Origin of the sequence: Kitasatospora sp. NPDC056446 (assembly GCF_042796115.1) — a bacterium.
In the GTDB taxonomy this organism is placed as follows: Bacteria; Actinomycetota; Actinomycetes; order Streptomycetales; family Streptomycetaceae; genus Kitasatospora.
Genome location: NZ_JBHTRF010000005.1, coordinates 15,391 through 41,595, shown reverse-complemented (window position 1 = coordinate 41,595; position 26,205 = coordinate 15,391). Strand labels below are relative to the sequence as shown.

The window sequence follows — 26,205 nt, the reverse complement described above, 5'->3', positions numbered from 1 at the left end:
TGCCGCCGGGAGCGGCGCGCTACCTGGTGGCCGTCCCGGTGGCCGCGCTGTGCTGCCTGGTGCCGCTGCTGCCCGCCGCCCCCGCCGTGCCGCGCTGGCTCGGCGCGCCGGTGGACTGGCCCAAGGTCGGACTGCTCGCCTTCCTCCACGGCTGCTGGGAGTCGCTGGCCCAGGGCCTGCCGACCCCCTGCCTGGTGCTGGTGCGCCGACTGCTGCGCCGCCCGGCCCCGCCCGAGCGGGTGCCCGCCCGGCCCGGGGTCAACGCCTTCTTCCCGGTGCTGTTCGCCGGGGTCCTGATGCTCCCCCCGGCCGCCGCCGCCCTGGTCGCCGCCCCGGCCGCGCTGCTCGGCGGCCCGAGCGGCCCCGGCTCCCGCCGCCGCCAGCTGTTCAACGGCTCCCAGCTCGCGCTGTGCGCCTTCGCCGCCTCGGTCGTCTTCCACCTGCTGCGCGGCCCGCAGCTGCTGCTGGGCTCCCGCTTCCCCGCCGCACTGCTGCCCGGCTTCGCCGCCGTCGCCGTGTTCTGCCTGGTCAACGGCGTGGTGGTGGCGGTGATGGTGATGCTCAGCGAGGGCCGCCGGGCCGGGGAGCTGCTGCGCGGGGCCTGCGCGGTCTGCGGGCTGCCGGTGCTGGTGCACGCGGCCGGCGGGCTGATGGTCGCGGTGCTCTGGCAGGGCCCGTACGGCGCGTTCGCGGCACTGCTGGCGCTGCTGCCGCTGTCCATCTCGGCCTGGGTGTTCGCCCAGGGCCAGCGCGAGCGGGACGCCCACCAGGCCACCGTGCAGTCGCTGGTGCAGGCCGTGGAGATCAAGGACTCGTACACCCGCGGGCACAGCGAACGGGTCAGCCGGGCCTCGGTGCTGATCGCCACTCAGCTGGGCATGGACGCCGAGCGGCTGCGCACCCTGCGCTTCGCCGGGATCCTGCACGACGTCGGCAAGCTCGGGGTGGCCACCGAGCTGCTGCGCAGAAACGGTCCCCTCACCGAGGAGGAGCGCCGGGCCGTCGAGGTCCACCCGGTGTACGGGTACGAGCTGGTGCGCGGGATCGACTTCCTCGGCGAGGCGCACGCCGGGATCCTGCACCACCACGAGCGGATGGACGGCCGAGGCTATCCGAGCGGGCTGGGCGGCGACCGGATCCCGGAGTTCGCCCGGATCATCTCGGTCGCCGACGCCTTCGACTCGATGACCTCCACCCGTTCCTACCGGCGGGGCCGCCCGGTCACCGAGGCGGTCGCCGAGCTGGAGCGCTGCTCCGGCAGCCAGTTCGACCCGGTCATGGTGCGGGCGCTGATCGACGCGCTGGCCGTGCACGACTGGCGGCCGGTGGTGCACTCCGAGGACTGCGTGCGGGCCGTCCCGGACATCCCGCTCGGGGTGCCCGAACCGGCCCGGGCCGCGCCCGGCCGGGTGCCCGCCCAGGGCGGGAGCGTTCCCGCGGCCGGGCAGCCGTGACCGCGGCCGGGCGCGCGGCCCTCGGCCGCACGTTCCGTGCGCGCACGCTCCCGCGCCGGGCGGCGTGCGGGCGCACGGCCCGCGCGGTGCACCTGGCCGCCGCCGCGCTGCTGGGGCTCGCGCTGGGCGCGGTGGCGCTGCGCGGGGTCGCGGAGCCGGGGGTCGCGCTGGCGTTCACCGCGCTCATCGCGCTCGGCGAATGCGTCCGGATCACCCTTCCGGGCGATCGCGAACAGGCGCCCATCGGCGCGGCCGGCGCGCTGGCGTACGCCCTGCTCGGGCCGCTGCGCGGAGTGCCGACCGCGCACGGGACGCTCCAGGTGGTCGCCGTGACCGGGGCCGGCCTGCTGCTCGCCTGGCTGCCCGGGCTCGCCCAGCCGCACCGCCCCGACCGCCCGCACCGCCGCCCGCCCTGGGCCGACCCGGCCCGCCGGGACAGCGCCGCCCGCCGGCTGCTCGCTGTCGGCTTCGCGGCCGCCGTCTTCCAGCCGCTCTACAACGGCGGCCTGGTCGACCGCTTCTCGCCGGAGGGCCCGGCGTACGGCGCGTTCCTGACCGCCGTCGCCGCGCTGGCCGCGCTGTGCGACGCCACCCTGGCGGCCCTGCTGCGCCGTACGGCGGGCGGACTGCGGTTCCCGGCGGCGCTGGAGGACGAGCTGCGCTCGCTGTTCGGCATCGGCTCGGCGATCGTCGCCACCGGGATGCTGGTCAGCCTCGCGGCCGGCGAGGTCGGGCTCTGGGCGCTGCCGCTGTTCTGCACCCCGCTGCTGCTCGCCCAGGTGTCCTTCCGGCGGGCCGCCGCGGTCCGGGCCACCACCGGCCAGACCATCGCCAGCCTCGCCCGGGCCACCGAGGTGGCCGGCTACACCCCGCACGGGCACGCGCGCCGGGTCGCGGACACGGCGTGCGCGCTCGGCCGCGAGCTGGGCCTGGGCACCCGCGAGCTCGCCCTGCTGGAGTACGCCGCGCTGATGCACGACGTCGGCCAGCTGTCCCTGGTCGAGCCGGTGGCGGACGGCGCCACCGCGCTGCTGCCCTGCGCCGAGCAGCAGCGGATCGCCCGGCTGGGCAGCGAGGTGATCAGCCGCACCGGGGTGCCCCGGCAGGTCGCCGAGCAGGTCGCCCGGCTGGCCGACCCCTGCACCGGCGCGTCCGGCGGCGAGGGCCCGGTGCCGCTCGAGGCCCGGATCATCCGGGTCGCCAACGCCCACGACGACCTGCTCACCGCGGCCCGCGGCCGGGGCGTCGGCGAGGCCGTCGGGCGCCTGGAGGCGCTGGAGGTGCTCCGGCTGGGGCGCGGCCGGGTCTACGACGCCCGGGTGCTGGACGCCCTGGCCCGGGTGGGCGGGCAGGCCCGGGGCTGAGCGCCGGGCCGGGCCGGGACCCGGGCCGGAACGGGAGGGACCGCCCGGAACGAGCGGCCCGGCCCGCGCCGGGTGGCCCGCCGGGCGCCCGGGAGCGGCGCCCCGTGGCGCCCGGGGTTGAGAGGGCGCGATCGGGCGGGCAGGCTGGGGAGGGGCGGACCCCAACCTCGGCGGTGGGGAGCGCGGGCGGGGGCGGGCGTGGTTGGATGCGGTCGTAGCGTGGAACACCGACCCGGGGCACCGGGCCCCCGCACCGTCCGAGGCGGTAAGGGCACGGTGGCACGGGACTTGAGCGGACGACGACGGCAGGGACGAACGTGAGGATCTTCCACCGGGCACGGCACCGGCCGTCCGCCACCTGGCGGCAGACGACCGACCGGGCCTTCACGCTGATCGGCGACGGCCGCTACGAGGACGCCGGCGCGCTGCTGGTGATGGCCGCCGACCTGGAGCCGTGGCTCTCCGACTCCTGGTTCAACCTCGCCCTCCTGCACAAGTTCCGCCGGGACTGGGAGCAGGCCCGCTCGGCCGGCCTGCGCGCCGTCGCCCTGCTGGACCGCGAGCACGGCGCCCCCGACTGGTGGAACCTCGGCATCACCGCCACCGCGCTGCAGGACTGGCCGCTGGCCCGCCGCGCCTGGCAGGCGTACGGGCTCAAGCTGCCCGGCGGCCCCGGCGGGCAGCCCGACGGCCCGGTCAGCCTGGACCTCGGCACCACCCCGGTGCGGCTCTCCCCGGACGGCGAGTCCGAGGTGGTCTGGGGCCGCCGGCTGGACCCGGCCCGGATCGAGGTCCTCTCCATCCCGCTGCCCTCCTCCGGCCGCCGCTGGGGCGAGGTGGTGCTGCACGACGGCGCCCCGCACGGCGAGCGGGTCACCGACGGCGTCGCCTACCCCGTGTTCGACGAGATCGAGCTGTGGGCGCCCTCCCCGGTGCCGACCTACGTGGTGCTGCTCCAGGCCGCCACCGCCGGGGACCGGGACGCCCTGGAGCGGCTGGTCGCCGACGCCGGCTACGCGGCCGAGGACTGGACCTCCTCGGTACGGCTGCTCTGCCGCGCCTGCTCGGAGAGCCGGATGGCCTCCGACGACGGCATCGCCGCCCACCACGACCCGCACGACGACGGCGACGCCGCCCACCCCGGCCACCTCAGCCACCTCAGCCAGGGCGGCGCGGCCGGGATGTCCTGGCTGGTCGAGCGCGAGTGCGGGATCGCCGCCCCCGCCCACCTGGTGCGCACCCTGCTCGACCGCTGGGTCGCGGGCTCCCCGGGAACCCGGGCGTACCGGGACCTCGAAGAAGTCTGCTGAGTACCCTGGTGAGGTACGAGTAGGACCTATGGAAGCGGAAGACATGGCGGAGCAGGCGGAGCAGCACCAGCACGAGCACGACGTGGAGGGGGCGGCGCCCGAGGCTCCCGTCAAGGTGGTCGGTGAGGAGCCCGACCTCACCAAGGGCACGGCCCGCCCGATCACCGTCGTCGGCAACCCCGTCCTGCACCGCGAGGTCAAGGACGTCACGGTGTTCGACGGCGAGGTGTCCGCGCTGATCGACGACATGTTCCAGTCCATGTACGCCGCCGAGGGCGTCGGCCTCGCCGCCAACCAGATCGGTGTCGACCTGAAGGTCTTCGTCTACGACTGCCCGGACGACGAGGGCGTGCGCCACATCGGCCACGTGATCAACCCGACGCTCGAGGAGTACCCGGCCGACCGCCGGCGCGAGCTCGACGACAGCAACGAGGGCTGCCTCTCCGTCCCGACCGCGTACGCCGAGCTGGCGCGCCCGGACTACGCCGCGGTGACCGGCGTCGACAAGGACGGCACGCCGATCCGGGTCGAGGGCACCGGCTTCTTCGCCCGCTGCCTCCAGCACGAGACCGACCACCTGTACGGCACCCTCTACATCGACAAGCTGTCGAAGCGCGACCGCAAGGACGCCCTGAAGCAGATGGCCGAGGGCACCCCGAAGTACGCCACGGTCCCGAACGCCTGATCCGAACGAAGGTGCCCCGCACGGCCGTGGCCGTGCGGGGCACCTCGTGGTTTCTCCGGGCTCAGAACTCGTCGTCGAAGGAGACCGAGCCCTCGACGGCGACCTGGTACGCCGACACCCGGCGCTCGAAGAAGTTGGTCAGCTCCTGGACGTTCTGGAGCTCCATGAAGCCGAACGGGTTGGTCGACCCGTAGCGGATCGGCATGCCGAGGCGGGCGAGCCGCTGGTCGGCCACGGCCTGGAGGTACTCGCGCATCGAGGCGGTGTTCATGCCGGGCAGGCCGTCACCGCACAGGTCCTGGGCGAACTGGAGCTCGGCCTCGACGGCCTCCTCCAGCATCTCCGTGACCTGCTTGGCCATCTCGTCGTCGAAGAGGTCGGGCTCCTCCTCGCGGACGGTGTCCACCACCGAGAACGCGAAGTCCATGTGCATGGACTCGTCGCGGAACACCCAGTTGGTGCCGGTCGCCAGGCCGTGCAGCAGGCCGCGGCTGCGGAACCAGTACACGTACGCGAAGGCGCCGTAGAAGAACAGGCCCTCGACGCAGGCCGCGAAGCAGATCAGGTTCAGGAGGAACGCGCGGCGGTCCTCCTTGGTCTGCAGCGAGTCGATGTGGTCGACCGCGTTCATGTACTTGAAGCAGAACTGGGCCTTCTGGTGGATGGAGGGGATGTTCTCCACCGCGGCGAAGGCCGCGTTGCGGTCCTCCGGGTCCGGAAGGTAGGTGTCCAGCAGCGTCAGGTAGAACTGGACGTGCACGGCCTCCTCGAACAGCTGGCGCGACAGGTACAGCCGCGCCTCCGGGGAGTTGATGTGCTTGTAGAGGCTCAGCACGACGTTGTTCGCGACGATCGAGTCACCGGTCGCGAAGAAGGCGACCAGCCGGCCGATCATGTGCCGCTCGCCCTCGCTCAGCTTGGCGAGGTCGGCGACGTCGGAGTGCAGGTCCACCTCCTCGACGGTCCAGGTGTTCTTGATGGCGTCGCGGTAGCGGTCGTAGAACGACGGGTAGCGCATCGGGCGGAGGGTCAGCTCGAACCCGGGGTCGAGCAGCATCTTCTCGCGGTCGTCGGACATTACTGGCAGGCCTCGCAGGACTCGGGGTTCTCCAGGGAGCAGGCCAGCGCGGCCTCTTCCTCCGGGGTGAGGGTCGGGGCGCCGACGGTGACCGGGCCGGCCGGCACCGGCGCGGCGGCGCGGGCGGTACCGGAGGCGGCCTGGGCGATCCGGGTCGCCGGGCGCGAGCGCAGGTAGTAGGTGGTCTTCAGACCGACCTTCCACGCGTACGCGTACATCGAGCTGAGCTTGCCGATGGTCGGCGCCGCCATGAACAGGTTCAGCGACTGGCTCTGGTCGAGGTACGGCATGCGGGCCGCGGCGAGGTCGATCAGCGCGCGCTGCGGCAGCTCCCACGCGGTGCGGTACAGCGAACGGACCTCGGCGGGCAGCCAGTTGAGCTCCTGCACCGAGCCGTTGGCGTCGCGCAGCGAGTCCCGGGTCTGCTGGTCCCAGACGCCGAGCTCCTTGAGCTCGCGCACCAGGTACGGGTTGACCTGGAGGAACTCACCGCTGAGCGTCTCGCGCTTGAACAGGTTGGACACCTGCGGCTCGATGCACTCGTACACGCCGGCGATGGACGCGATGGTCGCGGTCGGCGCGATGGCCAGCAGCAGCGAGTTGCGCAGGCCGGTCTCGGCGATGCGGGCGCGCAGCGCGGTCCAGCGGTCGGCCCACTGCGGGGCGGCCGTCGGGAAGTGGTCGATGTGCAGCTCGCCGCGGGCGGCGCGGGTCTCGCCGTACGCCTCGTGGCGGCCGAGCTGCTCGGCCAGGTCGGCGGAGCGCTCGTACGCGGTGAGCATGATGCGCTCGGCGATGAGGGTGGAGAGGGCCTTCGCCTCGGCGGAGTCGAAGTCGAGCCGCAGCTTGAAGAAGACGTCCTGGAGGCCCATCACGCCGAGGCCCACCGGGCGCCAGCGGGAGTTGGAGGCGCCGGCCTCGACGGTCGGGTAGAAGTTGATGTCCACCACGCGGTCGAGGAAGGTGACGGCGGTGCGCACGGTGGCGTCCAGCCGGTCCCAGTCCATGGCGCCGGCCAGGTCGTCGGCGGAGGCGCCGGCGGCGACGTGGGCGCCGAGGTTGACCGAGCCGAGGTTGCAGACCGCGGTCTCGGAGTCGTCGGTGACCTCCAGGATCTCGGTGCACAGGTTGGAGGAGTGCACCGTGCGGCCCGGGAGGGCGGTCTGGTTGGCGGCGCGGTTGGAGGCGTCCTTGAAGGTCATCCAGCCGTTGCCGGTCTGCGCGAGGGTGCGCATCATCCGGGCGTACAGGGTCTGCGCGGGGATCGTGCGGACGGCCTTGCCGGCCAGCTCGGCCTTGCGGTAGGCCTCGTCGAACTCCTCGCCCCACAGGTCGACCAGCTCGGGCACGTCGGCTGGGGAGAACAGCGACCAGTCCGCGTTCGCGTTGACCCGGCGCATGAACTCGTCCGGGATCCAGTGCGCCAGGTTGAGGTTGTGGGTGCGGCGCGCCTCTTCGCCGGTGTTGTCGCGGAGCTCCAGGAACTCCTCGATGTCGGCGTGCCAGGTCTCCAGGTAGACGCAGGCGGCGCCCTTGCGCCGGCCGCCCTGGTTGACGGCGGCGACCGAGGAGTCGAGGGTGCGCAGGAACGGCACGATGCCGTTGGACTTGCCGTTGGTGCCGCGGATCAGGCTGCCGCGCGAACGGATGCGCGAGTAGGACAGGCCGATGCCGCCGGCGTGCTTGGACAGCCGGGCGATCTGCGCGTAGCGGCTGTAGATCGAGTCCAGGTTGTCCAGCGGCGAGTCGAGCAGGTAGCAGCTCGACATCTGCGGGTGGCGGGTGCCGGAGTTGAAGAGCGTCGGGGAGGACGTCAGGTACTCCAGGCGGCTCATCAGGCCGTACAGCTCGGCCACCTCGCGCACCGACTGCTCGTTGTCGCCGACCGCCAGGCCGCACGCGACGCGGAGCAGGAAGTGCTGCGGGGTCTCGACCACCTTGCGGGTGATCGGGTGGCGCAGCAGGTAGCGGGACTGCACGGTGCGCAGGCCGAAGTACTCGAAGCGGTCGTCGCCCGCGGTGTCGATCAGCGCGTCCAGGGCGGCGGCGTGCTTGGCGACGAAGGCGGCGGTGGTGTCGCCGATCAGGCCCTCGGCGTGGCCGACGGCGATCGAGGCGGCGAAGGACGTGGCGCCCTGGCTGCCCGCTTCGTCGACGATCTCCAGGGCGAGCAGGCGGGCGGCCAGCTTCGAGTACTGGGGGTCCTCGGCGATCATCGACGCGGCGGCGTCCACGGCCAGCCCGCGCAGCTCGGCGTAGTCCGAGCCGGCGTGGCGGCCGCGCAGCGCGGCGGCGGCGACATGGCCGGGGTCGACCTCGGGGAGGTCGGCACTGCGGTCGGTGAGCAGCCGCAGCAGGGCGCCGCCGGGGTCGGTCACCGTCGGGTCGGTGAAGGCGGTACCGGAGCCCTGGGCGGGCAGGGTGGCTGAGGCAGCGGTGGTCAAGGCGCTCTCTCCTGGCGGCGATCGGCGGCGGTGATCGGGGGTACCGGGCCGTTCGGGGCAGGGGAGCACGCACGCGGGCAGCGAGAGGCGTCCGCGTGACGGTGGCATCCCCGGCCCGCCCGCGAGGCCCGGAAGGAAACTGCTCGTGCTGCCGGCCTCTGCGGGAGGGCCCGTGGCACGCCGTCGGCAGGTATTCGGACTCGCGGGGAGGGCTCGTGGAGCCGCCCGCTCACCGCTGCGGGGCAGTCCCGGATTCGCACCGGGTTCCCCTGCATCGACAGCAGGGACGAGCATACATCTAGTGCCGTGAGTCCGATGCAGCCCCACATGTAGTGTCGCGAAGCACAGTTGTTCGACTGTGTGTGCGATAAACTGCTCAGGCTGGAGGGTGCCATTCCTGGCCCGTACGGGCCTCACAGGGACGCATCCGCACCTGGGCGGTCCCACTCGCGGCGGCGCCCGGATTCTCGACGCAGCGCCCCGTTCCCTGGCTCGCCAGCTGCCCCGTCGGGGTCACCCGCCAGCGCTGGTCGGGGCGCGAGGTACAGCCCGTGAGGACGGGGAAACCGAGCCCCGGATCCTCGACGCAGCGCCCGTTCTGCCCCACCGAGCCGTCGTCCCCCATCGTCCACGCCTGCGCGGGCGAGCCGTCGCAGGTGCCGGCGCCGATCGCGGCCGGATCGCCCGCCACCCGGCTGTCCAGGCAGAGGCCGGGCAGGGCCGAGGTGATCGCGCCGCTGGGCTGCCCGGCGGCGGCCTGGAACGAGAACGAGTCGCTGCCGAGCCCGGCACCGCCGTCCCAGATCTCGAACCCGGCCTGGACGGCGCACAGGTACGAGCCCGCCGGGACGTAGCCGCGCTGGGCGGCGTCGCGGGTGAAGGCCCGCAGGTCCAGGTCGGTGACGGAGGTCGCGCTGGTGGCCATCTCGTAGGTGATCAGGGTGTGGCTGCTCTTCTTCGGTGCCTCGTACACCCGGTAGGAGGTGCCGCCGGCCTTCAGCTCGCCGGCCTGCCGGCCGAACGGGGTCTTGCCGTTCCCGCGCAGCCAGATCATCAGCTCGGCGCTCTCGGTGAAGGAGCAGCTCGTCCGGCTGTTGCTGTACCAGATGTCGTACGAGGCGTTGTAGACGCCGCCGTCGACCTGCGTGGTCTGCCAGCTGCTGGTGGCGTAGCGCAGGTTGTCGACCGCGATCGGCAGCGGGCCGGTTCCGGGCTGGAACTGGGTGCTGATGTGCGGGTAGGCGCCGGGGCCGCGGTCCGGGTCGGTCAGGCTGGCGGGGCTGATGCCGCTGCGGGTCACCCGGAAGCCGGTGCCGGCCTCGCTGCCGCTGATGCACAGGCCGCCGGTGGAGTTCCACTCGTTCGGGTTGATCAGGTAGCGGCCGGAGTCGACGGTCTGGGCGGGGTAGCGGTTCTCCCCGGTGGAGCAGAGCTCGCCGGCCGTGGCGGCCGGCAGCGGGGTGACGGTCGGGGTGGCCCGGGCGGGCTCCTTGCGGTCCTGCGGGAGCAGCACGGCGCACAGGGCCAGCGCGACCGCGACGGCCGGCAGGAGCCACCACCACGGGCGCGCGGCGCGGCGCCCGGGGCCGGGCACGACGGGGTGGGCCACCGGGGTCTCGCCTCCCCGCGGCGGTGTCACCGGCCGGTAGGAGGGCCGGGGCGGTGGCGCGCTCACCCGGCGGGGGTCGAGCCCGACCGGGGCCGGGTCGTGGTCGAGGTCGGCTTCTTGGCGGGGGGCTTGGCCGGGGTGGAGGGCGGCGTGGTGGGGGTGGCCGGGGGATCGGGCACCGGGGCCGGCGGCGCGGCGACGGCCAGGGCGGGCTCGGAGCGGACCGTCCACGGCGTGTTGTAGCGCGGCGCGGCGACCCCGGCGGCGAACGCCTCGGACGCGGCGCCGGACGCGGCGACCCGCCAGTCCACCTCCTTGCGCGACTCGTACCAGATCACGCCGATGATGTCGGGGTGCTGGGGGAGCTGCGAGAACATCTCGGTGATCCACTGCGCCTTGAGCCCCGAGGTGTCGGTGGCCCCGGTCTCGGTGATCACCACGGGCTTGTGGGTGAACGCCCGGACCTGCTCGATGGTCGGCTGGAAGATCTGGTCGAACGACTTGTACTTCTCGACGCCGGTGGTGCCGTAGTAGCCGGACAGGCCGACCCAGTCGACGTAGTCGTCACCGGGGTAGAGGCTGCCCAGGCCGGTGGCGTTCTCGTAGTCGACGTTGGGGCTCCACACCCAGGCGACCCGGGTGGCGCCGACCTCCTTGAAGATGTCGTGGACGTGCTTCCAGGCCTGGACGTACTGGCCCTTGCGGTTGCCGTTGGCCTGCTCGGCCCACGGGTACCAGTAGCCGTTCATCTCGTGGGCGAAGCGCAGCGCGACGGGGTAGCCGAGGCCCTTGACGCCCTCGGCCCAGGTCCTGATGTAGTCGTCGAACTTGCCGTCGATGATGCGGGAGAGGGCGTACTCGGGCTGCTCGCCGCGGAGCTTGTCCTCCTTCGCCTCCTTGCGGTAGTCCCAGGGCTCCCAGGCGACCATCGGCATGATGCCGCGCTCGGCGACCGTGTCGAAGACCCGGCGGTCGAACTTGCGGTCCCACCAGCCGGCCGAGAACTCCAGCACGCTCGGCTGGTGCTTGACGGCGGCGGTGAACTCGTCGAGCGGGCCGAGGTCGTACGGGCCGGACTTGGTCATGATGCCGGTGAACGCGCCGCCGGCCGGCGGGAACTGCGGCGGCTGGGGCGGCGCGGTGGGCGTCGGGGCCGGGGTCGTGGTCACGCCCGGAGAGGGCGGGGTCGCGGGGGTGTCCGGGGTGGCGCTCGGCGACGCGGACAGGGCGCTGGTCAGCCAGCCCGGCATGGCGGTCGGTGCCGCGCCGGCGAAGCTGTACGGGTCCTGGTCGTGGTTGCGGGAGAGCCGGGGCGCGAGCACGAAGGTGTACCCGACCATCAGGGCCAGGGCGACCAGGGCGGCGATCCGGGGGATGGTGATCCTCAGCATCAGCGGGCCCTCCGCTCGGCCCGGCCGCCGGCCCGGGCCGGCTCCAGCAGCTCCTCGAAGCCGTCCTCCTCGGCGTCCCGCGTGGCGGGCGGGGGGCCGGCGTGCTGCCGGTCGGCGTGCGACGGTTCGGGGTGCTGCCGGTCGGGGTGCTGCCGGTCGGCGTGCGGCGGCTCGGGGTGCGACGGCTCGGTCCGCTGGGCGGGCAGGGACGCGGCCGTGCCCGGTGCGGCGGAGGCGGTGGCGGGTGCGGCGTCGGCCGAGCCGCCCGCCCTGGCCGCGGCGGCGCGCTGGGCCCGGGCCTCGCGGCGGGAGCCGACGAAGGAGATCACCAGCGGCGCGAGCCCGGTGAACAGGCTGACCCCGGCCCAGAACCGCAGGATCCAGATGTCGTGGTGCAGCGTGAAGCTGGCGCCGAGCAGCCCGCCCGCGACGGCCGCCCACAGCAGGTGCAGCCGGAACGTCGACAGCGACTCGGCGCTGCGCAGGTCGCCCTTGGCGGTGACGGCGTAGGCGAGCGGACGGCGCAGCAGCGCCGCGATCGCGGCGGCCACGTAGACCGGGCCGGCGAACAGGGCCAGCCCCATGCCGGCCATGCCGATCTCGCGCCGCTCGTGCGCGGCCAGGTTGAACCGGCGCAGCCAGAGCCACAGCACCAGCCAGCTGCCCATGCCGGCGCCCCACAGGGCCATCCAGTGGGTGCTGTTGAGGTGGATGGAGGTGATGCCGAGGGCCAGGTAGACGGAGGTGGCGAGGCTGCCGAGGACGGTGTTGACCGCCACGCTCGGGTAGTAGAACTGGACCAGGCCGTAGAGCACCCGCTGGCGCAGCCGCAGCTTGATGCCCGAGCGCAGCCGGCTCTTGAGCAGGATCTCCCAGATGCCGTACGCCCAGCGCTTCTGCTGGTTGAAGTAGTCGGTCCAGGAGGTCGGGCCCTCGCCGACGGCGAGGACGTCGGGGGTGTAGACGCCCTTCCAGCGGTGGCCGGTCTCCGGGTTGGCGGAGGCCTGGACCCGCATGCTGGTGAGGTGGTCCTCGATGATCGAGTCCTGGTACCCGCCGATCTGCTGCCAGGCGGTGGGCCGGTACAGGTGGTTGGTGCCGATCAGCAGCGGCGCGTCCATGCCGTTGCCGCCGCGCTCGACGAGTCCGGAGAACAGGTACTGCTGGACGGAGGCCCCGTGGGCGACCCAGTTGTCGTACATGTTGCCGTACACCTGGGGGGCGACGACGAAGGCGACGTCGGGGTCGCGGAAGTAGCCGAGGGTGCGTTCCAGGAAGCAGGGCAGCGGGACGTGGTCCGGGTCCATCTGGGCCACCACGTCGTAGCCGTGCTCGTGCTCGGCGCGCCAGGAGTTGTGGTTGCCGGACTTGGTCCTGGCCCGGAACTCGCCCTCGGCCTGGTTGTACTCGGGGCGTCCCTTGCGGCTGAAGTGGTGGACGCCGAGCCGGGCGGCCATCTCCTTGACCCGGTCGTCGTCGCCCTCGTCGAGGATCCAGACGTCGACCGGCCCGTCGTACTCGATCCGCAGCATCGCGGCGAGGGTGCGCTCGACGATCTCGATCGGCTCCTTGGAGGGCACGATCGTGGTGAGCACGGCGACCCGCAGGCCGGGTGGCGGGGTGACCGGGATCGGGTCCTTGGCGCGGAACGCGAAAACCCAGACGGCGAGGTTCTGAACCAACCGGACCACTTCGACCGTGATTACCGCACAGAAGCAGATACGCGCGACGTTGATCCGCCAGTCCGGGGACCAGCCCACGCCGGAACCGGGAATGTGCTCGGGAAGGAGCAGCCAGCCGACGAACGCGAGGCCGGCGAGGGCGTTGACGGCGACCAGGAGGGTCGTCACGAAGGTGACGCCGCGTGAGGAGACCGAGCGGTAGCGGACGGGGTCGCCGTCCTGGCCTGGGGTCAGCGGACCGGCGGTCGCGGAACAGGCGATGTAGGCGCGCTGGGCCGCCGAGTTGCGCAGGCCGCGGCGGACGATGCGCCGTTCGTGCCGGGCCCTGGGGAGGACGCGTCCGTGGCGTCCGCGTCCCCGGGTGCTCCGCTGCGCGGTCTGTTCTTCGGTGGAATCCACCAGTCAACCCCCGTACAGCTGCTCCGTGGTGTCGAAGCGCTGGTTCCCTGCTCTGTCACGCCCGTCGGCGCCGGGCCCCGGCCGTCGGGTCGACGGCGGCGCGGCGTGTCGGCGTCCTTCATGGGCTTGGCTGATGGTCGTTCGAACGGTCAGCATACGGGCCGTGGTCGGCCGGTCTCGGTCCGGGGTCGGCGCCCGGCCGGGCCGGGCGCCCCGCGGGCACCCCTGAGCGGCGGGCCCGCGGGTGGGCGGGCCCGCCGGCGGACCGGCGTCAGGGAGTGATCTTGACGGAGTTCGCGATCTGGTCCATCAGAGCCAGCGACGGGGCCTCCGCCGCCTGGTCGAGGCAGATCTGGAGCACCGGCACGGTGGTGGCCCCGGCCGCCGGGGTGACCTCCATGACGCCGCAGTAGCCGTCCGGCGTGGAGGAGCCGCTGGACATCGGGACGTGCCACAGCGCCAGGTAGCCGTCCAGGCCCTGGATCTTGACGGCCGACTGCTTCACCGGCTCCGGCGGAGTGGGCGCGTCGGAGCCGTAGCGGGTGTTGTAGAGCAGCTGTCCCATGCCGAGTACCAGGGACTTCGGGTCGGACCAGCCGCCGTTGAACACCCGGAGGTTCTGGATGACCAGGCCGCGGGTGCAGGCCCCGCTGCCGTGGCCGACGCAGGCGTACGGGTTGACCGCGTAGCGCACCTCGTTGGGGGCCTTGGCGTCGACCTGGACCTGCCAGTCCTGCGGCAGCATGAAGTTCATCTTCGAGTCCTGGCCGGTGATCTGCCGCCCGCCCTGGAGCTGCTGGCCGCCGGTCAGGGCGGTGCCCATGAAGCCGTTCGGGCTCTTGGGGTCGCCGGAGGCCGTCGGCGACGCGCTCGCGTCGGCCTTCACCGGGCCGGGCTTGGCGGTCTTGTGGCCGATCACGTAGCCGCCCCCGGCCATGACGACCGACAGCACCACGGCGCCGACCGACAGCAGCACCCGGCGCTTGCCGCGGTCCGGCTCGACGGTCTCGAACACCACCGAGGTGGGGACCGGCTTGGGCGCCGGCGCGACGGGCAGGGGCTGCGGCACGGGCTGGGGCTGCGGCAGGGGCTGCGGAGCCGGGACGGCGGCCTGGGTCGGCACGGAGGCCATCGTCGGCGCGGCCGGCGCCGGGGGAGCGGGCTGCGGGGCCGGCGGCGCGGGGGCGACCGTCGGGGCGGCCGCGTCCCGGACCGCGTGGCCCGGGAAGGGGCTCGCGGGCGCGGCACCTCCCGGCTTGGCCTGAACCTTGTCGGTCCAGGTCGAACCATCCCACCAGCGCAGCGTGTTGGGCTGCCCCGAAGGGTCCTCGTACCAGCCGCTAGGCGCACTCCCCGTCGTCATGCGGCGGATCCTAGCAGCGAGCCGATCGGATGGTCATTTCAAGTCACCGAGCGTGCACGGCGGCAGACACCGGCTCAGAACGCCAGCGTGTAGACCATCAGGTCCATCCCCGGGTACGGCGCCCAGTCGCGTTCGGGGGTGCGCCGGAAGCCGACCCGCTCGTAGACCCGGTGGGCGGCGGTCATCTCCGGACGGGTGGAGAACGCCATGCCGGCCAGGCCGAGTTCGCGGCTGCGGGAGAGGGAGGCGCGCACCAGCGCCTCGCCGACGCCCCGGCCGCGGGCGGCGGGGTCGGTGGCGAGCATCCGGATCTCGCCCTCGCGTTCGGTGGCGATGTCCGCCCACTCGGTGCCGCCGACCGCGAAGGTCACGCAGCCGAGGACCCGTCCCGCGTCCGGGTCGACCGCGACCAGGAGTTCGGCCTCCCGGGCCCGCCGCTCGGTGTCGCGCAGGAGCTCGACGTAGCTGCTGGCGGGCGAGGTGAAGCCGCCGCCGACGAAGGAGTCGACGGTGATGCGGCCGGCGTCTTCGAGGTCCTCCGGGAGGGCCGCGCGGATGAGGTAGTCCATGCCGCCAGTGTGCCGGAGCCGTCCGGGGCGCGACGCTCCGGGGTCGAACGGACCGGGTCCGGGAGCGGGTCCGGGCCGGCCTGGGCCGGGCGGGTCGAACGGACCGGGTCGGCCCGGGGGTGCGGCGGGGCGGCGGGAGCGGTGCCGTGGAGCCGCTCGGGCCGGTCGGGGTCGGCCGGGTAGCCGCCCGGGCGGTGGTAGTTGTCGCGGCCGGCCGCCGGGCCGCGGGAGGTCTCGCGGCCGATCAGGAGGCCGAGCAGTCCGAAGCCGGCGACGGCTCCGGTGAGGGCGAGTGCGCCGATGACGGTGTCGCTGTCCATGTCCTCCACCCTGGCCCGGCGCCGCGGCGCCGACGAGTGGCAGGAATGACCGATCACATCGAAATCCTGCCACCCGGAGTCTTCCGCCGGGCCGGCCGGCCGGGCATCCTGGACGGCATGCCGATGAGTGAGGGGACGCCGGGGGGAGCCGCCGTGCCGGGCGGCGACGGAACACCGGGCGGCGACGAAGTACCGGCCGGCGGCGAGGGCCGGCTGAAGGACGTGGTGGCGGTGGTCCTGGAGGAGGTCCACCCCTTCGAGCTCGGGGTGGCCTGCGAGGTCTTCGGCCTGGACCGCACCGCCGACGGGCTGCCCGGCTACGACTTCGCGATCGCCGGCGCCCGGCCGGGCCCGCACGCCACCCACGCCGGCTTCGCGCTGGACGTCCCGCACGGTCCGGAGCGGCTGGCCGGGGCCGACCTCGTGGTGGTCACCGCGGCGACGATCCGGGACGGCTACCCCGAGCCGCTGCTGGCGGCGCTGCGCGGGGTGGTGGAGGCCGGGGGCCGGGTGCTCTCGATCTGCAGCGGCGCCTTCGTGCTGGGCGCCGCCGGGCTGCTGGACGGCCGCCGCGCCGCGACCCACTGGCGGCACGGCGAGGAGTTGGCCGCGCGCTTCCCGCTGACCACCGTCGAGCAGGACGTGCTGTACGTGGACGACGACCCGGTGATCACCTCCGCCGGGACGGCGGCGGGCATCGACGCCTGTCTGCACCTGGTGCGCAAGGTGCAGGGGGCCGAGGTGGCCCGGGAGATCGCCCGCCGGATGGTGGTGGCGCCGCACCGGGAGGGCGGGCAGGCCCAGTTCGTGAACCGCCCGCTGCCCGAGGACGACGGCGACTCGCTGGCCCCGCTGCTCGACTGGATGCGCCACCACCTGGACGAGGAGGCCACCGTCGAGCAGTTGGCCGTACGGGCGCACATGTCGCCGCGCACCTTCGCCCGCCGCTTCCGGCAGGAGACCGGCACCACGCCGCACCGCTGGCTGGTCGGCCAGCGGGTGCTGCTCGCCCAGCGGCTGCTGGAGTCCACCACCGAGCCGGTGGACGCGGTCGCCGCCCGCTGCGGCTTCGGCAACGCGGCCGCCCTGCGGCACCACTTCGGCCGCCGGCTGGGCACCACGCCGCTGGCCTACCGGCGCTGCTTCGCCGATCCGGGCATGGGCTGACCGGCCGTCAGCCGGGCTCCGCCGCGAGGTGGCCGACGCTGTTCCAGCGGTCCGGCCGCAGCCGCCCGTCCTGGGCCCGCCAGAGGCTGGTGGAGCAGTTGTGGACCGGCCCGAGCGCGGTGAGCTGCTCCTCGGTGAGCCGGTCCAGCGCGTAGCGGAGCATCAGCACCGTGCAGTCGTGCGCGACCACCAGGACCGGCCGCCCGGCCTCCTCCTCGCACAGGTCGCGCAGCAGGCTGCGCACCCGCAGCGCCACGTCGGCCCAGGACTCGCCGCCGGGCGGGCGGTAGTAGAGCTCGCCCATCTTGCGCCGCCGGGCCGCCTCCTCCGGGTGCTTGGCCTCGATGGCGGCCTTCGGCAGCATCTCCAGGACGCCGAGTTCGCGGTCGCGCAGCCGCTCGTCGTAGCGGACGGCCAGCGACACCGGGACGGAGCCGAGCCCGGCGGCCTGGGCGAGCGCGATCCGGGCGGTCTCGGCGGTGCGCACGTACGGCGAGCACCAGACGCTGCGCGGCCGGTCGGCGCTGGGCAGGGCGGCCCACCAGCGGCCGAGGCCCTGGGCCTGCTGCTGCCCGCGCAGCGACAGCGGGATGTCGGCGTCACGGCAGCTGATCGGGACGCTGAGCGCGCCGGCGGCCTCGGCCAGCTGGAACTCGACGTTGGCGGTGGACTCGCCGTGCCGGGTGGCGATCAGCACGGACGGCAGCCGGGTGGCCGTCGCCGGGCGGTGGCCGGTGACGTGGTGGTGCGGGCCCTGGGCGGACTGGTGCTGGGTGGACTGGTGCTGGCCGTTGAGGGTGGTGCCGAGTTCTGCCATGGCAGCGAGCTCCCCGTGGTCGATCAGGTTCCGGCCGGTTGCCGGTCCGGTCTGGTGGTGCCCGGCGTGCACGCCTGTTCATACATATGATCGCGCCGCCTTCTCCAGTGTTCACGGAGAAGGCGGCGCGATCACAGGGCGCGTACCGCGTGAATCAGTGCGCTGCTACGGGCTCCGGCGCGTTCTTCGGCTCGTCCTCGCCGGCGTCGGCGCTGTAGTCGGACGGCTTGGTCTCGTCCGGGCCGTCGGGCGCCTTGAGGGCCCGCAGCACCAGGGTGAGCACCACCGCGACGACCAGGTTCAGCACGAAGGCGGTCAGGCCGATGTAGCCGATCTCGCCGATGCCGGGGATCTCGGCCGCGCTGCCGCCGAAGTGCTTGGTCTGCGGGCTGGCGATCCCGTACGCCTTCCAGGTGCCGTAGGCCATGCCGGCCGCCCAGCCGGCGAACAGTGCCCAGTGGTGGAACCAGCGGGTGAACAGGCCGCCGACGATGGCCACGAAGGTCTGCAGGATCCACAGGCCGCCCAGCAGCTGGAGGTTGATCGCGGCCTGCCGGTCCATGCCGAGCACGAAGACCAGCGCGCCGACCTTCACCAGCAGCGAGACCGCCTTGGCGACCCGGGTCTCGTCGGCGGGGGTGGCGGCGGGCTTGAGCCACTCCTTGTAGACGTTGCGGGTGAACAGGTTGGCCGCCGCGATGGACATGATGGCGGCCGGCACCAGCGCGCCGATCCCGATCGCGGCGAAGGCCACGCCGGTGAACCAGTCCGGGAACATGGCCGCGAACAGCTGCGGCACCGCGAGCTGGGGGTTGTACCCCTTCGTCCCGGTGCCGATGCCCGCCGCGACCGCCATGAAGCCGAGCAGCGCCAGCAGGCCGAGCATCAGCGAGTACGCGGGCATGATCGCCATGTTGCGGCGCACCGTGTTGCGCGACTTGGAGGCCAGTACGCCGGTCACCGAGTGCGGGTACATGAACAGGGCCATCGCCGAGCCGAGCCCCAGCGTCGCGTACGCCCACTGCTTGTTGTCCGGGAGGGTCAGCGAGCCCGCCTTGGCCGCCCGGAAGTGGGCCGCGGCGTCGTCGAAGATGTGGCCGAAGCCGCCCAGCCGGATCGGGATGTAGATCACCGCGACGATGATCACGATGTAGACCAGGGCGTCCTTGACGAAGGCGATCAGCGCCGGGGCGCGCAGGCCGGAGGAGTAGGTGTAGGCGGCCAGCACGCCGAAGGCGATGAACAGCGGCAGGTCCTTGACGAACCAGCCGGCGTTCGGCCCGCCGCCGACCCCCAGCACGTCCAGCACCGCCTGGATGCCGACCAGCTGGAGGGCGATGTACGGCATGGTGGCCAGGATCCCGGTCAGCGCGATCACCAGCGACAGCGGCCGGGAGCCGTACCGGCCGCGCACGAAGTCGGCCGGGGTCACGTAGCCGTGTACCCGGGAGACCGACCACAGCCGGGGCAGGAAGAGGAAGACCAGGGGGTAGGCGATGATCGTGTACGGCACCGCGAAGAAGCCCGCCGCGCCGGTCGCGTACACCGCCGCCGGGACGGCGATGAAGGTGTACGCGGTGTAGAGGTCGCCGCCGAGCAGGAACCAGGTCACCCAGGTCCCGAAGCTGCGCCCGCCCAGGCCCCACTCGTCCAGGTGCGCGGCGTCCCCGGCCCGGCGCCAGCGCGAGGCGAGGAAGCCCATCACGGTGACCAGGGCGAAGAACAGGACGAAGACCACGAGGGCCGTCACATTGACGTCCTTCATCGCGCACCGCCGTTCCGGGCCGCCTTGCGGGCCTTCTCGTCCCGGTTGATCAACAGGTAGGCGGCGACGGTGAAGACGGCCGACACCGGCACCCAGAGCAGCTGGTACCAGTAGAAGAACGGCATCCCGGCCGCCGCCGGGTCGGTCTTGTCGTACGAGGACACCCACAGCATCGCGACGATCGGCACCAGCAGGGCGAGGCCGGCCAGCACCCGCTCGGGGGTCACCGCCGGGACGGGGGCCCCGGCTGGCTCGGGCATGACAGCTTCGTGGGCATCGGGATCAGACGGCATCTTCGGCTCCGCTCGGAGGGTTCTCCCCGTCGGCGCCGCAGCCCGGGCGGCGCCTCGCGCCGCGCGAACCCGCCGAGCAGCACCATCGGTGATCGGCAGTCAGTACGGCTGCGCAATCTAGGGCATGGGGTGATCCATGTCACCGGGAACGGCGGAACTTCCCGCCAGTCGGACGCAACCGACCGATGTTCGCCCCTGCGGGACGCAAAAGGCACCGGTGCGCGGGTCGCGCGCGCCGGTGCCCGTGGCGTGGTGGGGGAGTGCGCCTACTCCGGGCGCTTCAGCCGGGTGATGAACTTGTAGCGGTCGCCCCGATAGATGGAGCGGACCCACTCGACCGGGTCGCCGTCGGCGTCGAAGGAGTGCCGGGACAGCTGGAGCATCGGCAGGCCGAGGTCGGAGCCGAGCAGGCCGGCCTCGCGCGGGTTGGCGAGGGTGGTCTCGATGGTCTCCTCGGCCTCGGCCACGGTGACCCCGTACACCTCGCGCAGCGCCGCGTACAGCGAGTTGTGCTTGGCCAGGTTGCGGCGCAGGGCGGGGAAGCGCTTGGCGGACAGGTGGGCGACCTCGATGGCCATCGGGTCGCCGTTGGCCAGCCGGAGCCGCTCGATCCGCAGCACCCGGCCGCCGGGCTTGATGTCGAGCAGCGGGGCGAGCCGGTCGTCGGCGGTGATGTAGCCGATCTCGATCAGCCGGGAGGCGGGCTCCAGGCCCTGGGCCCGCATGTCCTCGGTGTAGGAGGTGAGCTGCAGCGCCTGGGCGACCTTGGGCTTGGCGACGAAGGTGCCCTTGCCCTGGATGCGCTCCAGCCGGCCTTCGACGACCAGCTCCTGGAGGGCCTGGCGGACGGTGGTGCGCGAGGTGTCGAACTGGGCGGCCAGCGCGCGCTCGGGCGGGACCGGGGTGCCGGCCGGCTGCGTCTCGGTGAGCTGGAGGAGGTGGCGCTTGAGACCGTAGTACTTGGGGACGCGCGCGGTCGGGTCGGTGCCGGCCTGCGTCGGGAGGTTCTTCACCTCGGGGTCGTCGGCCTGGGCGGTGGTTCCCCCGTCGCTGCTCATCGGACCTGTTCTCCCGCTTCTCGCGGGGCCTTCACAAGCCCCGCCACTTCGTTAACGGGTCACATCGTTGCATGTATGGCTACGGAACGAATACCTCATCACGCGATGAACGATGTGCGGTGTCGGCTTGATAACGGGTGGTGGAGATCGGTCGAACAGCCGTTGACAGGCCCATTGGTCTAGGCCAAGCTCCAGGCATCTGGTCTACACCACTAGGCCGGTTACTACGAATCCCCCCACCCGCTCGAAGGGGTCCGCGGCACCATTCCCCCCGCTTTGTGTGGGTATGCCGCTGCCGCCCGACGGGGGTAACCCAGGCATCCCTCAGGAGGATGGCGTGAAGCGTCAGCTCATCGCGGCGGTCGGCGTCGCAGCAATGGTCGTCGGCCTGGCGGCTTGTAGCTCGGACGGCAAGAAGAACGACGGCGACTCGAAGTCGACGTCCGCTTCGTCGGCCGACAAGTACAAGGGCAAGACGCTCAAGGTGTGGACGATGTCCGGCTCGGCCCCGAAGGGCTGGACCGACTCGGTCAAGACCGAGTTCGAGACCACCTACCCGGGCTCGAAGGTCGACTTCCAGACCCAGGAGTGGACCGACATCGGTCCGAAGATCACCGCCGCCCTGTCCGAGGGCTCGGTCGACGTCCTGGAGGTCGGCAACACCCAGACCGCCGGCTACGCGGCCTCGGGCGGCCTGCTCGACATCACCAAGGACAAGTCCGCCCTGGGCGGCGACAGCTGGGCGGCCAACCAGAACGAGGCCGCGATCCTGGACGGCAAGCAGTACGCCGCTCCGTGGTGGGTCTCCAACCGCGTGGTCGCCTACAACAAGGACCTGTGGGCCAAGGCCGGTCTGACCGACGCGCCGAAGACCCTGGACGAGTTCTACACCGACCTCGAGAAGCTCAAGGCCACCGAGGGCGTCGCCGACCCGATCTACCTGCCGGGTCAGGAGTGGTACACCTACTTCGGCCTGCTCACCGGTGAGGGTGGCAAGATCGCCAAGAAGGACGGCGACAAGTGGGTCGGCGGCCTGTCCTCGCCCGAGGCGAAGAAGGCCTTCGACACCTACCAGAAGCTCCAGGGCTACTCGGTCACCGGTCCGAAGGACAAGGACGAGGCCACCCCGCAGCAGAAGGACGTCTTCGCCAAGGGCAACGTCGGCACCATGATCGGCCTCGGCTGGGAGCTGCCGGCCGAGAAGGACATGCCGAAGGACAAGATCGGCTTCTTCCCGATCCCGGGCAAGACCGCCGACAAGCCCTCCGGTGTGTTCCTCGGTGGCTCGAACCTCGCCGTCGCCGCGCAGAGCAAGAACACCGACATGGCGAAGGACTTCCTGAAGATCGCCCTCAACGACAAGAACGAGGGCCTGGTCGCCGCGGCCGGCAACATCCCGAACAAGGCCGCGCTGAACAGCCAGATCACCGGTGACTTCGCCAAGGCGGCCCAGCTCGCCGCGGCCGTCGGCGGCATCACCCCGAACACCCCGAACTGGGCCAGCGTCGAGAACAAGCCGAACCCGATCAAGGACTTCCTGACCGCGGTCCTCCAGGGCGGCGACTACGCCTCCACCGCCAAGAAGTACGACGACGAGATCGCGAAGCGCCTCAACGAGAAGCAGTAAAGCACTGAGCGGCGTCGCTCACCGGCCCCCGGCGGGGGGTCGGTGAGCGGCGCCTGTCCGTCGTGGCCGGGTTGTGAGGATGTGAGAACGATGGCTGTGCATTCGGAGCGGGTGCAGACACAGTCCCCGGAGTCAGGGAAGGCTGTTGTGGCCAGTATTGAGACGAGTGCCGCGGGCGGCGGAGCCAAGGGCGACGCGCCGAAGCGCACCAGATCCGCGGGAGGCCCAGGCCTGGGCGCCCGCCTTGCCCCGTACCTGCTGCTGCTGCCGGCCACCGTGGCGACGCTCGCCCTGCTGGGCTGGCCGCTGCTGAAGACCGTGCTGCTGTCGTTCCAGAACCTGAACCGGCGCCAGCTGGTCATGCACCTCACCGAGTGGACCGGGTTCGACAACTACAAGGAGCAGTTGGGCGACCCCGAGTTCTGGGCGGTCACCGGGCGCACCGTCGCCTTCACCCTGATCAACGTGGTGCTGATCATGGTCGGCGGCACCCTGATCGGCCTGCTGCTCAACCAGCTCGGCAAGCGGATGCGCCTGGCGCTCTCGGTCGCGCTGCTGATGGCCTGGGCGATGCCCGTGGTCGCCGCGACCACCGTCTACACCTGGCTGTTCGACGAGCAGTGGGGCGTCGTCAACTGGTTCCTGGACCAGCTCGGTTGGCACTCGATGGCCAACTACAACTGGATGAGCGACGAGTACTCCACGTTCTTCGTCGTCATCCTGCTGATCGTCTGGATGTCGATCCCCTTCGTGGCGTTCAACATGTACGCCGCGCTGACGACCATCCCGAAGGAGCTGTACGAGGCCGCCCGGATGGACGGCGCCGGCTCCTACAAGATCTTCAGCCTGGTGATCTTCCCCAACCTGAAGCCGTTCTTCCTGGCCACGACCTTCCTCGAAGTGATCTGGGTCTTCAAGTCCTTCACCCAGGTCTACGCGATCAACGGCGGCGGCCCCGAGAAGCTCACCCGGACGCTCCCCGTGCACGCCTTCCTGGAGGGCTCGGGCGGGCAGCACTACGGCGTCGGCGCCGCGATCGCGGTGCTCACCATCCTGATGCTGGGCGCGCTGATGGCGTACTACTTCCGCATCATGATCAAGCAGGAGGACGAGCTGTGAGGCGCTCTCTCTTCGGACGTACCTGGCCGAACGTGATCGCGGTCGTCCTCATCGTCTTCTTCATCTTCCCCGTCTACTGGATGATCGCCACGTCCTTCAAGCAGGACCGCGACATCATCAGCAAGACGCCGGTCTTCATCCCGTTCGACGGGACCCTCCAGCACTTCACCACCGCGGTCAACGCGGAGAACTTCTGGACGTACGTCACCAACAGCGTGGTCGTCACCGTCGGCGCGGTGCTGATCTCCCTGGTGATCGCGACCCTGGCGTCCTTCGCCATCGCCCGGATGAAGTTCCGCGGCCGCAAGGCCTTCGTGCTGGTCATCATGATGGCGCAGATGGCGCCCTGGGAGGTCATGACCATCGCGGTCTACATGATCTCCCGCGACAACGGCATGCTGAACAGCCTGCTGCCGCTGACGCTCTTCTACATGATGATGGTCCTCCCCTTCACCATCTGGACGCTGCGCGGCTTCATCGCCGCGGTGCCGAAGGAGCTGGAGGAGTCGGCCATGGTGGACGGCTGCACCCGCTCGCAGGCCTTCGTGAAGGTGATCTTCCCGCTGCTGGCCCCCGGTCTGATGTCGACCTCGCTGTTCGGCTTCATCACGGCGTGGAACGAGTTCCCGCTCGTCCTGATCGTCAACAAGGACGAGGGCAAGACCCTCCCGCTGTGGCTGTCGTCCTTCAAGACCGCCTTCGGCAACGACTGGGGCGCCACGATGGCCGCGTCGACGATGTTCGCCATCCCCGTGCTGATCCTGTTCATCTTCCTGCAGCGCAAGGCGGTCGGCGGTCTGACCGACGGCGCCGTGAAGGGCTGAGCCACCGTGAGCATCCTCGTACCCACCGTGCCGGACAGCGACCAGCTGCACCGCGACGCCCTGACCGTCCTGCAGCCCGGCTTCGTCGGCACCGAGCCGCCGCAGTGGCTGCTGCGCCACCTCGCCGCCGGGCTCGGCTCGGTCGCGCTGTTCGACCGCAACGTGGCCGACCTCGACCAGCTCGCCGCGCTCACCCGGGCGCTGCGCGCCGAGAACCCCGACCTGCTCATCGCGATCGACGAGGAGAGCGGCGACGTCACCCGGCTGGAGGCGGGCTCCGGCTCGTCCTGGCCCGGCAACCTCGCGCTCGGCGCGATCGACGACCCGGGGCTGACCCGGGACGTCGCCCGCGAGCTCGGCCGGGCGCTGGCCGCGGCCGGCGTCAACTACAACTGGGCGCCCACCGCGGACGTCAACTCCAACCCGCGCAACCCGGTCATCGGCGTCCGCTCCTTCGGCGCCGACCCCGAGCTGTGCGCCCGGCACACCGCCGCCTGGGTCGAGGGCCTCCAGTCGGCCGGCGTGGCCGCCTGCTCCAAGCACTTCCCCGGCCACGGCGACACCGCGGTGGACTCGCACCACGGACTGCCGGTCATCGACGTGGACCTGGACGTGCTGCGGGCCCGCGACCTGATCCCGTTCCAGGCGGCGATCGCGGCCGGCACCAAGGCCGTGATGACCGCCCACATCATGATCCCGGCGCTGGACCCGAAGCTGCCGGCCACCCTGAGCCCGAGCGTGCTGCGCGACCTGCTGCGCGCCGCCCCGGCCGACGGCGGCCTCGGCTACCAGGGCCTGATCGTCAGCGACGCGATCGAGATGGGCGCCATCGCCGACACCTTCGGGATGGGCGAGGGCACCGTGCTGGCCCTGGCGGCCGGCGCGGACGCGATCTGCGTCGGCGGCGGGCTGGCCGACGAGGAGACCGTGCTGATGCTGCGCGACGCCATCGTGGCGGGCGTGCGGGCCGGCCGGCTCGGCGAGGACCGGCTGGCGGACGCCGCCGCGCGGGTCCGGGCGCTGGGCAGCTGGGGCCGGATCTCGGCCCAGGGCGAGCGGCCGGAGCCGGACCTGGCGGTGGGCCTGCGGGCCGCCCGCCGGGCGCTCAAGGTGGTCCGGGCGCCGGGTCTGGTGTCGCCCCCGGTGAGCGAGCGCCCGTTCGTGGCCTCGTTCTCGGACGAGCCGAACATCGCCGTCGGCGACGTCACCCCGTGGGGCGTGGCCGCCATGCTGGCCGACCGCTTCCCCGGCACCCGCACCCGCGAGGTGTCGGCGGCCGAGGCCTCGCCGGAGCTGCTGGACGGCCTGGTCGACGGGCTGCTGGCCGGCGCCGAGGGCCGCCGCCTGGTGCTGGTGGTCCGGGACGCGCACCGCTACCCGTGGATGTCCGCCGCGCTGGGCCGCCTGGTGGCGGCCCGCCCGGACGCCGCGGTGGTCGAGATGGGCCTGCCGCAGTCCGAGCCGGTCGGCGCGCTCTACATCGCCACCCACGGTGCCGCCCGGGTCTGCGGGCTGGCGGCCGTCGAGGTGCTCACCGGGCAGCCGGGAGCGGTCGGCTGAACCGACCCGGAGACCGTCACCGGCCGTGTCCGGTGACGTCGGCCGACGGGCCCGTCATGCGCATGTCGCATGGCGGGCCCGTTCCGTTTCCCCCGTGTTGACCTGCGGATTCGCCGGGTGACCGTGTTCCCTCAAGTGAGCCTTAAATCCACCTTAAGTTCTACTTACGGTGACGGGGCGGCGACTGATCGCCACGGGGTACAACAGCTCTGCAACGGCCGTGGCGACAAAGGCTTTTGGCCGTTGACACCACCTGTGGTCTAGGCCAGAGTCCAGTCATCCGGTTCGAGTTTCAACCTCGCCGGAT

General features: G+C 72.4%; 20 protein-coding genes and 1 riboswitch. Of the genes, 9 read left to right on the top strand and 11 right to left on the bottom strand.

Going from position 1 to position 26,205, the window contains the following annotated elements:
- Positions 1-26: 26 nt before the first annotated feature.
- The 4 genes from ACFQ6N_RS04960 to def all read left to right on the top strand — a co-directional run bounded on the left by ACFQ6N_RS04960 (position 27) and on the right by def (position 4,813).
- Positions 27-1,454, top strand: coding sequence for an HD-GYP domain-containing protein (locus ACFQ6N_RS04960; protein ID WP_380646924.1), 1,428 nt, complete (start codon positions 27-29; stop codon positions 1,452-1,454).
- A gap of 86 nt (positions 1,455-1,540) precedes the next feature.
- Positions 1,541-2,818, top strand: a complete 1,278-nt coding sequence (locus ACFQ6N_RS04955) for an HD-GYP domain-containing protein (protein ID WP_380646923.1) — start codon at positions 1,541-1,543, stop codon at positions 2,816-2,818.
- A 317-nt stretch (positions 2,819-3,135) separates the two neighbouring features.
- Positions 3,136-4,128 carry a tetratricopeptide repeat protein gene (locus ACFQ6N_RS04950; protein WP_380646921.1) on the top strand — a complete coding sequence of 331 codons (993 nt, stop codon included), beginning with the start codon at positions 3,136-3,138 and terminating at the stop codon, positions 4,126-4,128.
- Positions 4,129-4,171: 43 nt separating this feature from the next.
- Positions 4,172-4,813, top strand: coding sequence for a peptide deformylase (gene def / locus ACFQ6N_RS04945; RefSeq protein ID WP_380646920.1), 642 nt, complete (start codon positions 4,172-4,174; stop codon positions 4,811-4,813).
- A gap of 61 nt (positions 4,814-4,874) precedes the next feature.
- Here def and ACFQ6N_RS04940 read toward each other — a convergent pair whose 3' ends face one another.
- The 7 genes from ACFQ6N_RS04940 to ACFQ6N_RS04910 all read right to left on the bottom strand — a co-directional run bounded on the left by ACFQ6N_RS04940 (position 4,875) and on the right by ACFQ6N_RS04910 (position 15,348).
- Entirely contained in the window at positions 4,875-5,891 is a 1,017-nt protein-coding gene (locus tag ACFQ6N_RS04940; protein ID WP_380646919.1) for a ribonucleotide-diphosphate reductase subunit beta, read from the bottom strand.
- Positions 5,891-8,335 (bottom strand): ribonucleoside-diphosphate reductase subunit alpha, encoded by a 2,445-nt coding sequence (locus tag ACFQ6N_RS04935; protein ID WP_380646918.1) that lies wholly within the window; start codon positions 8,333-8,335, stop codon positions 5,891-5,893. The genes ACFQ6N_RS04940 and ACFQ6N_RS04935 overlap by 1 nt, the downstream gene beginning before the upstream one ends.
- A gap of 167 nt (positions 8,336-8,502) precedes the next feature.
- Positions 8,503-8,646, bottom strand: a riboswitch (cobalamin riboswitch).
- Positions 8,647-8,711: 65 nt separating this feature from the next.
- On the bottom strand, positions 8,712-9,944 hold the full coding sequence (locus ACFQ6N_RS04930) for a ricin-type beta-trefoil lectin domain protein (protein WP_380646916.1): 1,233 nt from the start codon (positions 9,942-9,944) through the stop codon (positions 8,712-8,714).
- 62 nt (positions 9,945-10,006) lie between these two features.
- On the bottom strand, positions 10,007-11,335 hold the full coding sequence (locus tag ACFQ6N_RS04925; RefSeq protein WP_380646915.1) for a glycoside hydrolase family 26 protein: 1,329 nt from the start codon (positions 11,333-11,335) through the stop codon (positions 10,007-10,009).
- The gene (locus ACFQ6N_RS04920) at positions 11,335-13,416 is read right to left on the bottom strand and encodes a glycosyltransferase family 2 protein (protein ID WP_380646914.1); all 2,082 of its coding nucleotides are present in this window, start codon (positions 13,414-13,416) and stop codon (positions 11,335-11,337) included. Before ACFQ6N_RS04920 ends, ACFQ6N_RS04925 begins: the two co-directional genes overlap by 1 nt.
- A 271-nt stretch (positions 13,417-13,687) precedes the next feature.
- Positions 13,688-14,779: a DUF2510 domain-containing protein gene (locus ACFQ6N_RS04915; RefSeq protein ID WP_380646913.1), complete on the bottom strand. Its 1,092-nt coding sequence runs from the start codon at positions 14,777-14,779 to the stop codon at positions 13,688-13,690.
- 74 nt (positions 14,780-14,853) lie between these two features.
- Positions 14,854-15,348: a GNAT family N-acetyltransferase gene (locus ACFQ6N_RS04910; protein ID WP_380646911.1), complete on the bottom strand. Its 495-nt coding sequence runs from the start codon at positions 15,346-15,348 to the stop codon at positions 14,854-14,856.
- Between the two features lie 365 nt (positions 15,349-15,713).
- On the opposite strand from ACFQ6N_RS04910, the gene ACFQ6N_RS04905 reads away from it, so the two are divergent.
- Positions 15,714-16,835: a helix-turn-helix domain-containing protein gene (locus tag ACFQ6N_RS04905; protein ID WP_380646910.1), complete on the top strand. Its 1,122-nt coding sequence runs from the start codon at positions 15,714-15,716 to the stop codon at positions 16,833-16,835.
- Between the two features lie 7 nt (positions 16,836-16,842).
- On the opposite strand, the gene ACFQ6N_RS04900 is transcribed toward ACFQ6N_RS04905, so the two are convergent.
- The 4 genes from ACFQ6N_RS04900 to ACFQ6N_RS04885 all read right to left on the bottom strand — a co-directional run bounded on the left by ACFQ6N_RS04900 (position 16,843) and on the right by ACFQ6N_RS04885 (position 20,768).
- A complete protein-coding gene (locus ACFQ6N_RS04900) occupies positions 16,843-17,652 on the bottom strand; it encodes a histidine phosphatase family protein (RefSeq protein ID WP_380646908.1) in 810 nt (269 codons plus the stop codon).
- A 154-nt stretch (positions 17,653-17,806) separates the two neighbouring features.
- The gene (mctP, locus tag ACFQ6N_RS04895; RefSeq protein ID WP_380646906.1) at positions 17,807-19,417 is read right to left on the bottom strand and encodes a monocarboxylate uptake permease MctP; all 1,611 of its coding nucleotides are present in this window, start codon (positions 19,415-19,417) and stop codon (positions 17,807-17,809) included.
- Complete coding sequence (locus ACFQ6N_RS04890) at positions 19,414-19,677, bottom strand: DUF3311 domain-containing protein (protein WP_380646905.1); 264 nt, start codon at positions 19,675-19,677, stop codon at positions 19,414-19,416. Before ACFQ6N_RS04890 ends, mctP begins: the two co-directional genes overlap by 4 nt.
- A gap of 299 nt (positions 19,678-19,976) precedes the next feature.
- The gene (locus tag ACFQ6N_RS04885; RefSeq protein ID WP_380646903.1) at positions 19,977-20,768 is read right to left on the bottom strand and encodes a GntR family transcriptional regulator; all 792 of its coding nucleotides are present in this window, start codon (positions 20,766-20,768) and stop codon (positions 19,977-19,979) included.
- Between the two features lie 337 nt (positions 20,769-21,105).
- On the opposite strand from ACFQ6N_RS04885, the gene ACFQ6N_RS04880 reads away from it, so the two are divergent.
- From ACFQ6N_RS04880 to ACFQ6N_RS04865, 4 genes are all read left to right on the top strand, one after another.
- Positions 21,106-22,395 carry an extracellular solute-binding protein gene (locus tag ACFQ6N_RS04880; RefSeq protein ID WP_380646902.1) on the top strand — a complete coding sequence of 430 codons (1,290 nt, stop codon included), beginning with the start codon at positions 21,106-21,108 and terminating at the stop codon, positions 22,393-22,395.
- 90 nt (positions 22,396-22,485) lie between these two features.
- A complete protein-coding gene (locus tag ACFQ6N_RS04875; RefSeq protein ID WP_380646901.1) occupies positions 22,486-23,514 on the top strand; it encodes a carbohydrate ABC transporter permease in 1,029 nt (342 codons plus the stop codon).
- A complete protein-coding gene (locus tag ACFQ6N_RS04870; RefSeq protein WP_380646899.1) occupies positions 23,511-24,338 on the top strand; it encodes a carbohydrate ABC transporter permease in 828 nt (275 codons plus the stop codon). Before ACFQ6N_RS04875 ends, ACFQ6N_RS04870 begins: the two co-directional genes overlap by 4 nt.
- 6 nt (positions 24,339-24,344) lie before the next feature.
- Positions 24,345-25,898 carry a glycoside hydrolase family 3 protein gene (locus ACFQ6N_RS04865; protein ID WP_380646898.1) on the top strand — a complete coding sequence of 518 codons (1,554 nt, stop codon included), beginning with the start codon at positions 24,345-24,347 and terminating at the stop codon, positions 25,896-25,898.
- Positions 25,899-26,205: the final 307 nt, after the last annotated feature.

Bases quoted from the DNA above. Each gene is read 5' to 3' on its own strand.
- ACFQ6N_RS04905 (WP_380646910.1), top strand. From the start codon at position 15,714: ATGACCGATCACATCGAAATCCTGCCACCCGGAGTCTTCCGCCGGGCC.
- ACFQ6N_RS04915 (WP_380646913.1), bottom strand. From the start codon at position 14,779: ATGACGACGGGGAGTGCGCCTAGCGGCTGGTACGAGGACCCTTCGGGG.
- ACFQ6N_RS04910 (WP_380646911.1), bottom strand. From the start codon at position 15,348: ATGGACTACCTCATCCGCGCGGCCCTCCCGGAGGACCTCGAAGACGCC.
- ACFQ6N_RS04940 (WP_380646919.1), bottom strand. From the start codon at position 5,891: ATGTCCGACGACCGCGAGAAGATGCTGCTCGACCCCGGGTTCGAGCTG.
- ACFQ6N_RS04925 (WP_380646915.1), bottom strand. From the start codon at position 11,335: ATGCTGAGGATCACCATCCCCCGGATCGCCGCCCTGGTCGCCCTGGCC.
- ACFQ6N_RS04885 (WP_380646903.1), bottom strand. From the start codon at position 20,768: ATGAGCAGCGACGGGGGAACCACCGCCCAGGCCGACGACCCCGAGGTG.
- ACFQ6N_RS04890 (WP_380646905.1), bottom strand. From the start codon at position 19,677: ATGCCCGAGCCAGCCGGGGCCCCCGTCCCGGCGGTGACCCCCGAGCGG.
- mctP (WP_380646906.1), bottom strand. From the start codon at position 19,417: ATGAAGGACGTCAATGTGACGGCCCTCGTGGTCTTCGTCCTGTTCTTC.
- ACFQ6N_RS04900 (WP_380646908.1), bottom strand. From the start codon at position 17,652: ATGGCAGAACTCGGCACCACCCTCAACGGCCAGCACCAGTCCACCCAG.
- ACFQ6N_RS04875 (WP_380646901.1), top strand. From the start codon at position 22,486: ATGGCTGTGCATTCGGAGCGGGTGCAGACACAGTCCCCGGAGTCAGGG.
- def (WP_380646920.1), top strand. From the start codon at position 4,172: ATGGCGGAGCAGGCGGAGCAGCACCAGCACGAGCACGACGTGGAGGGG.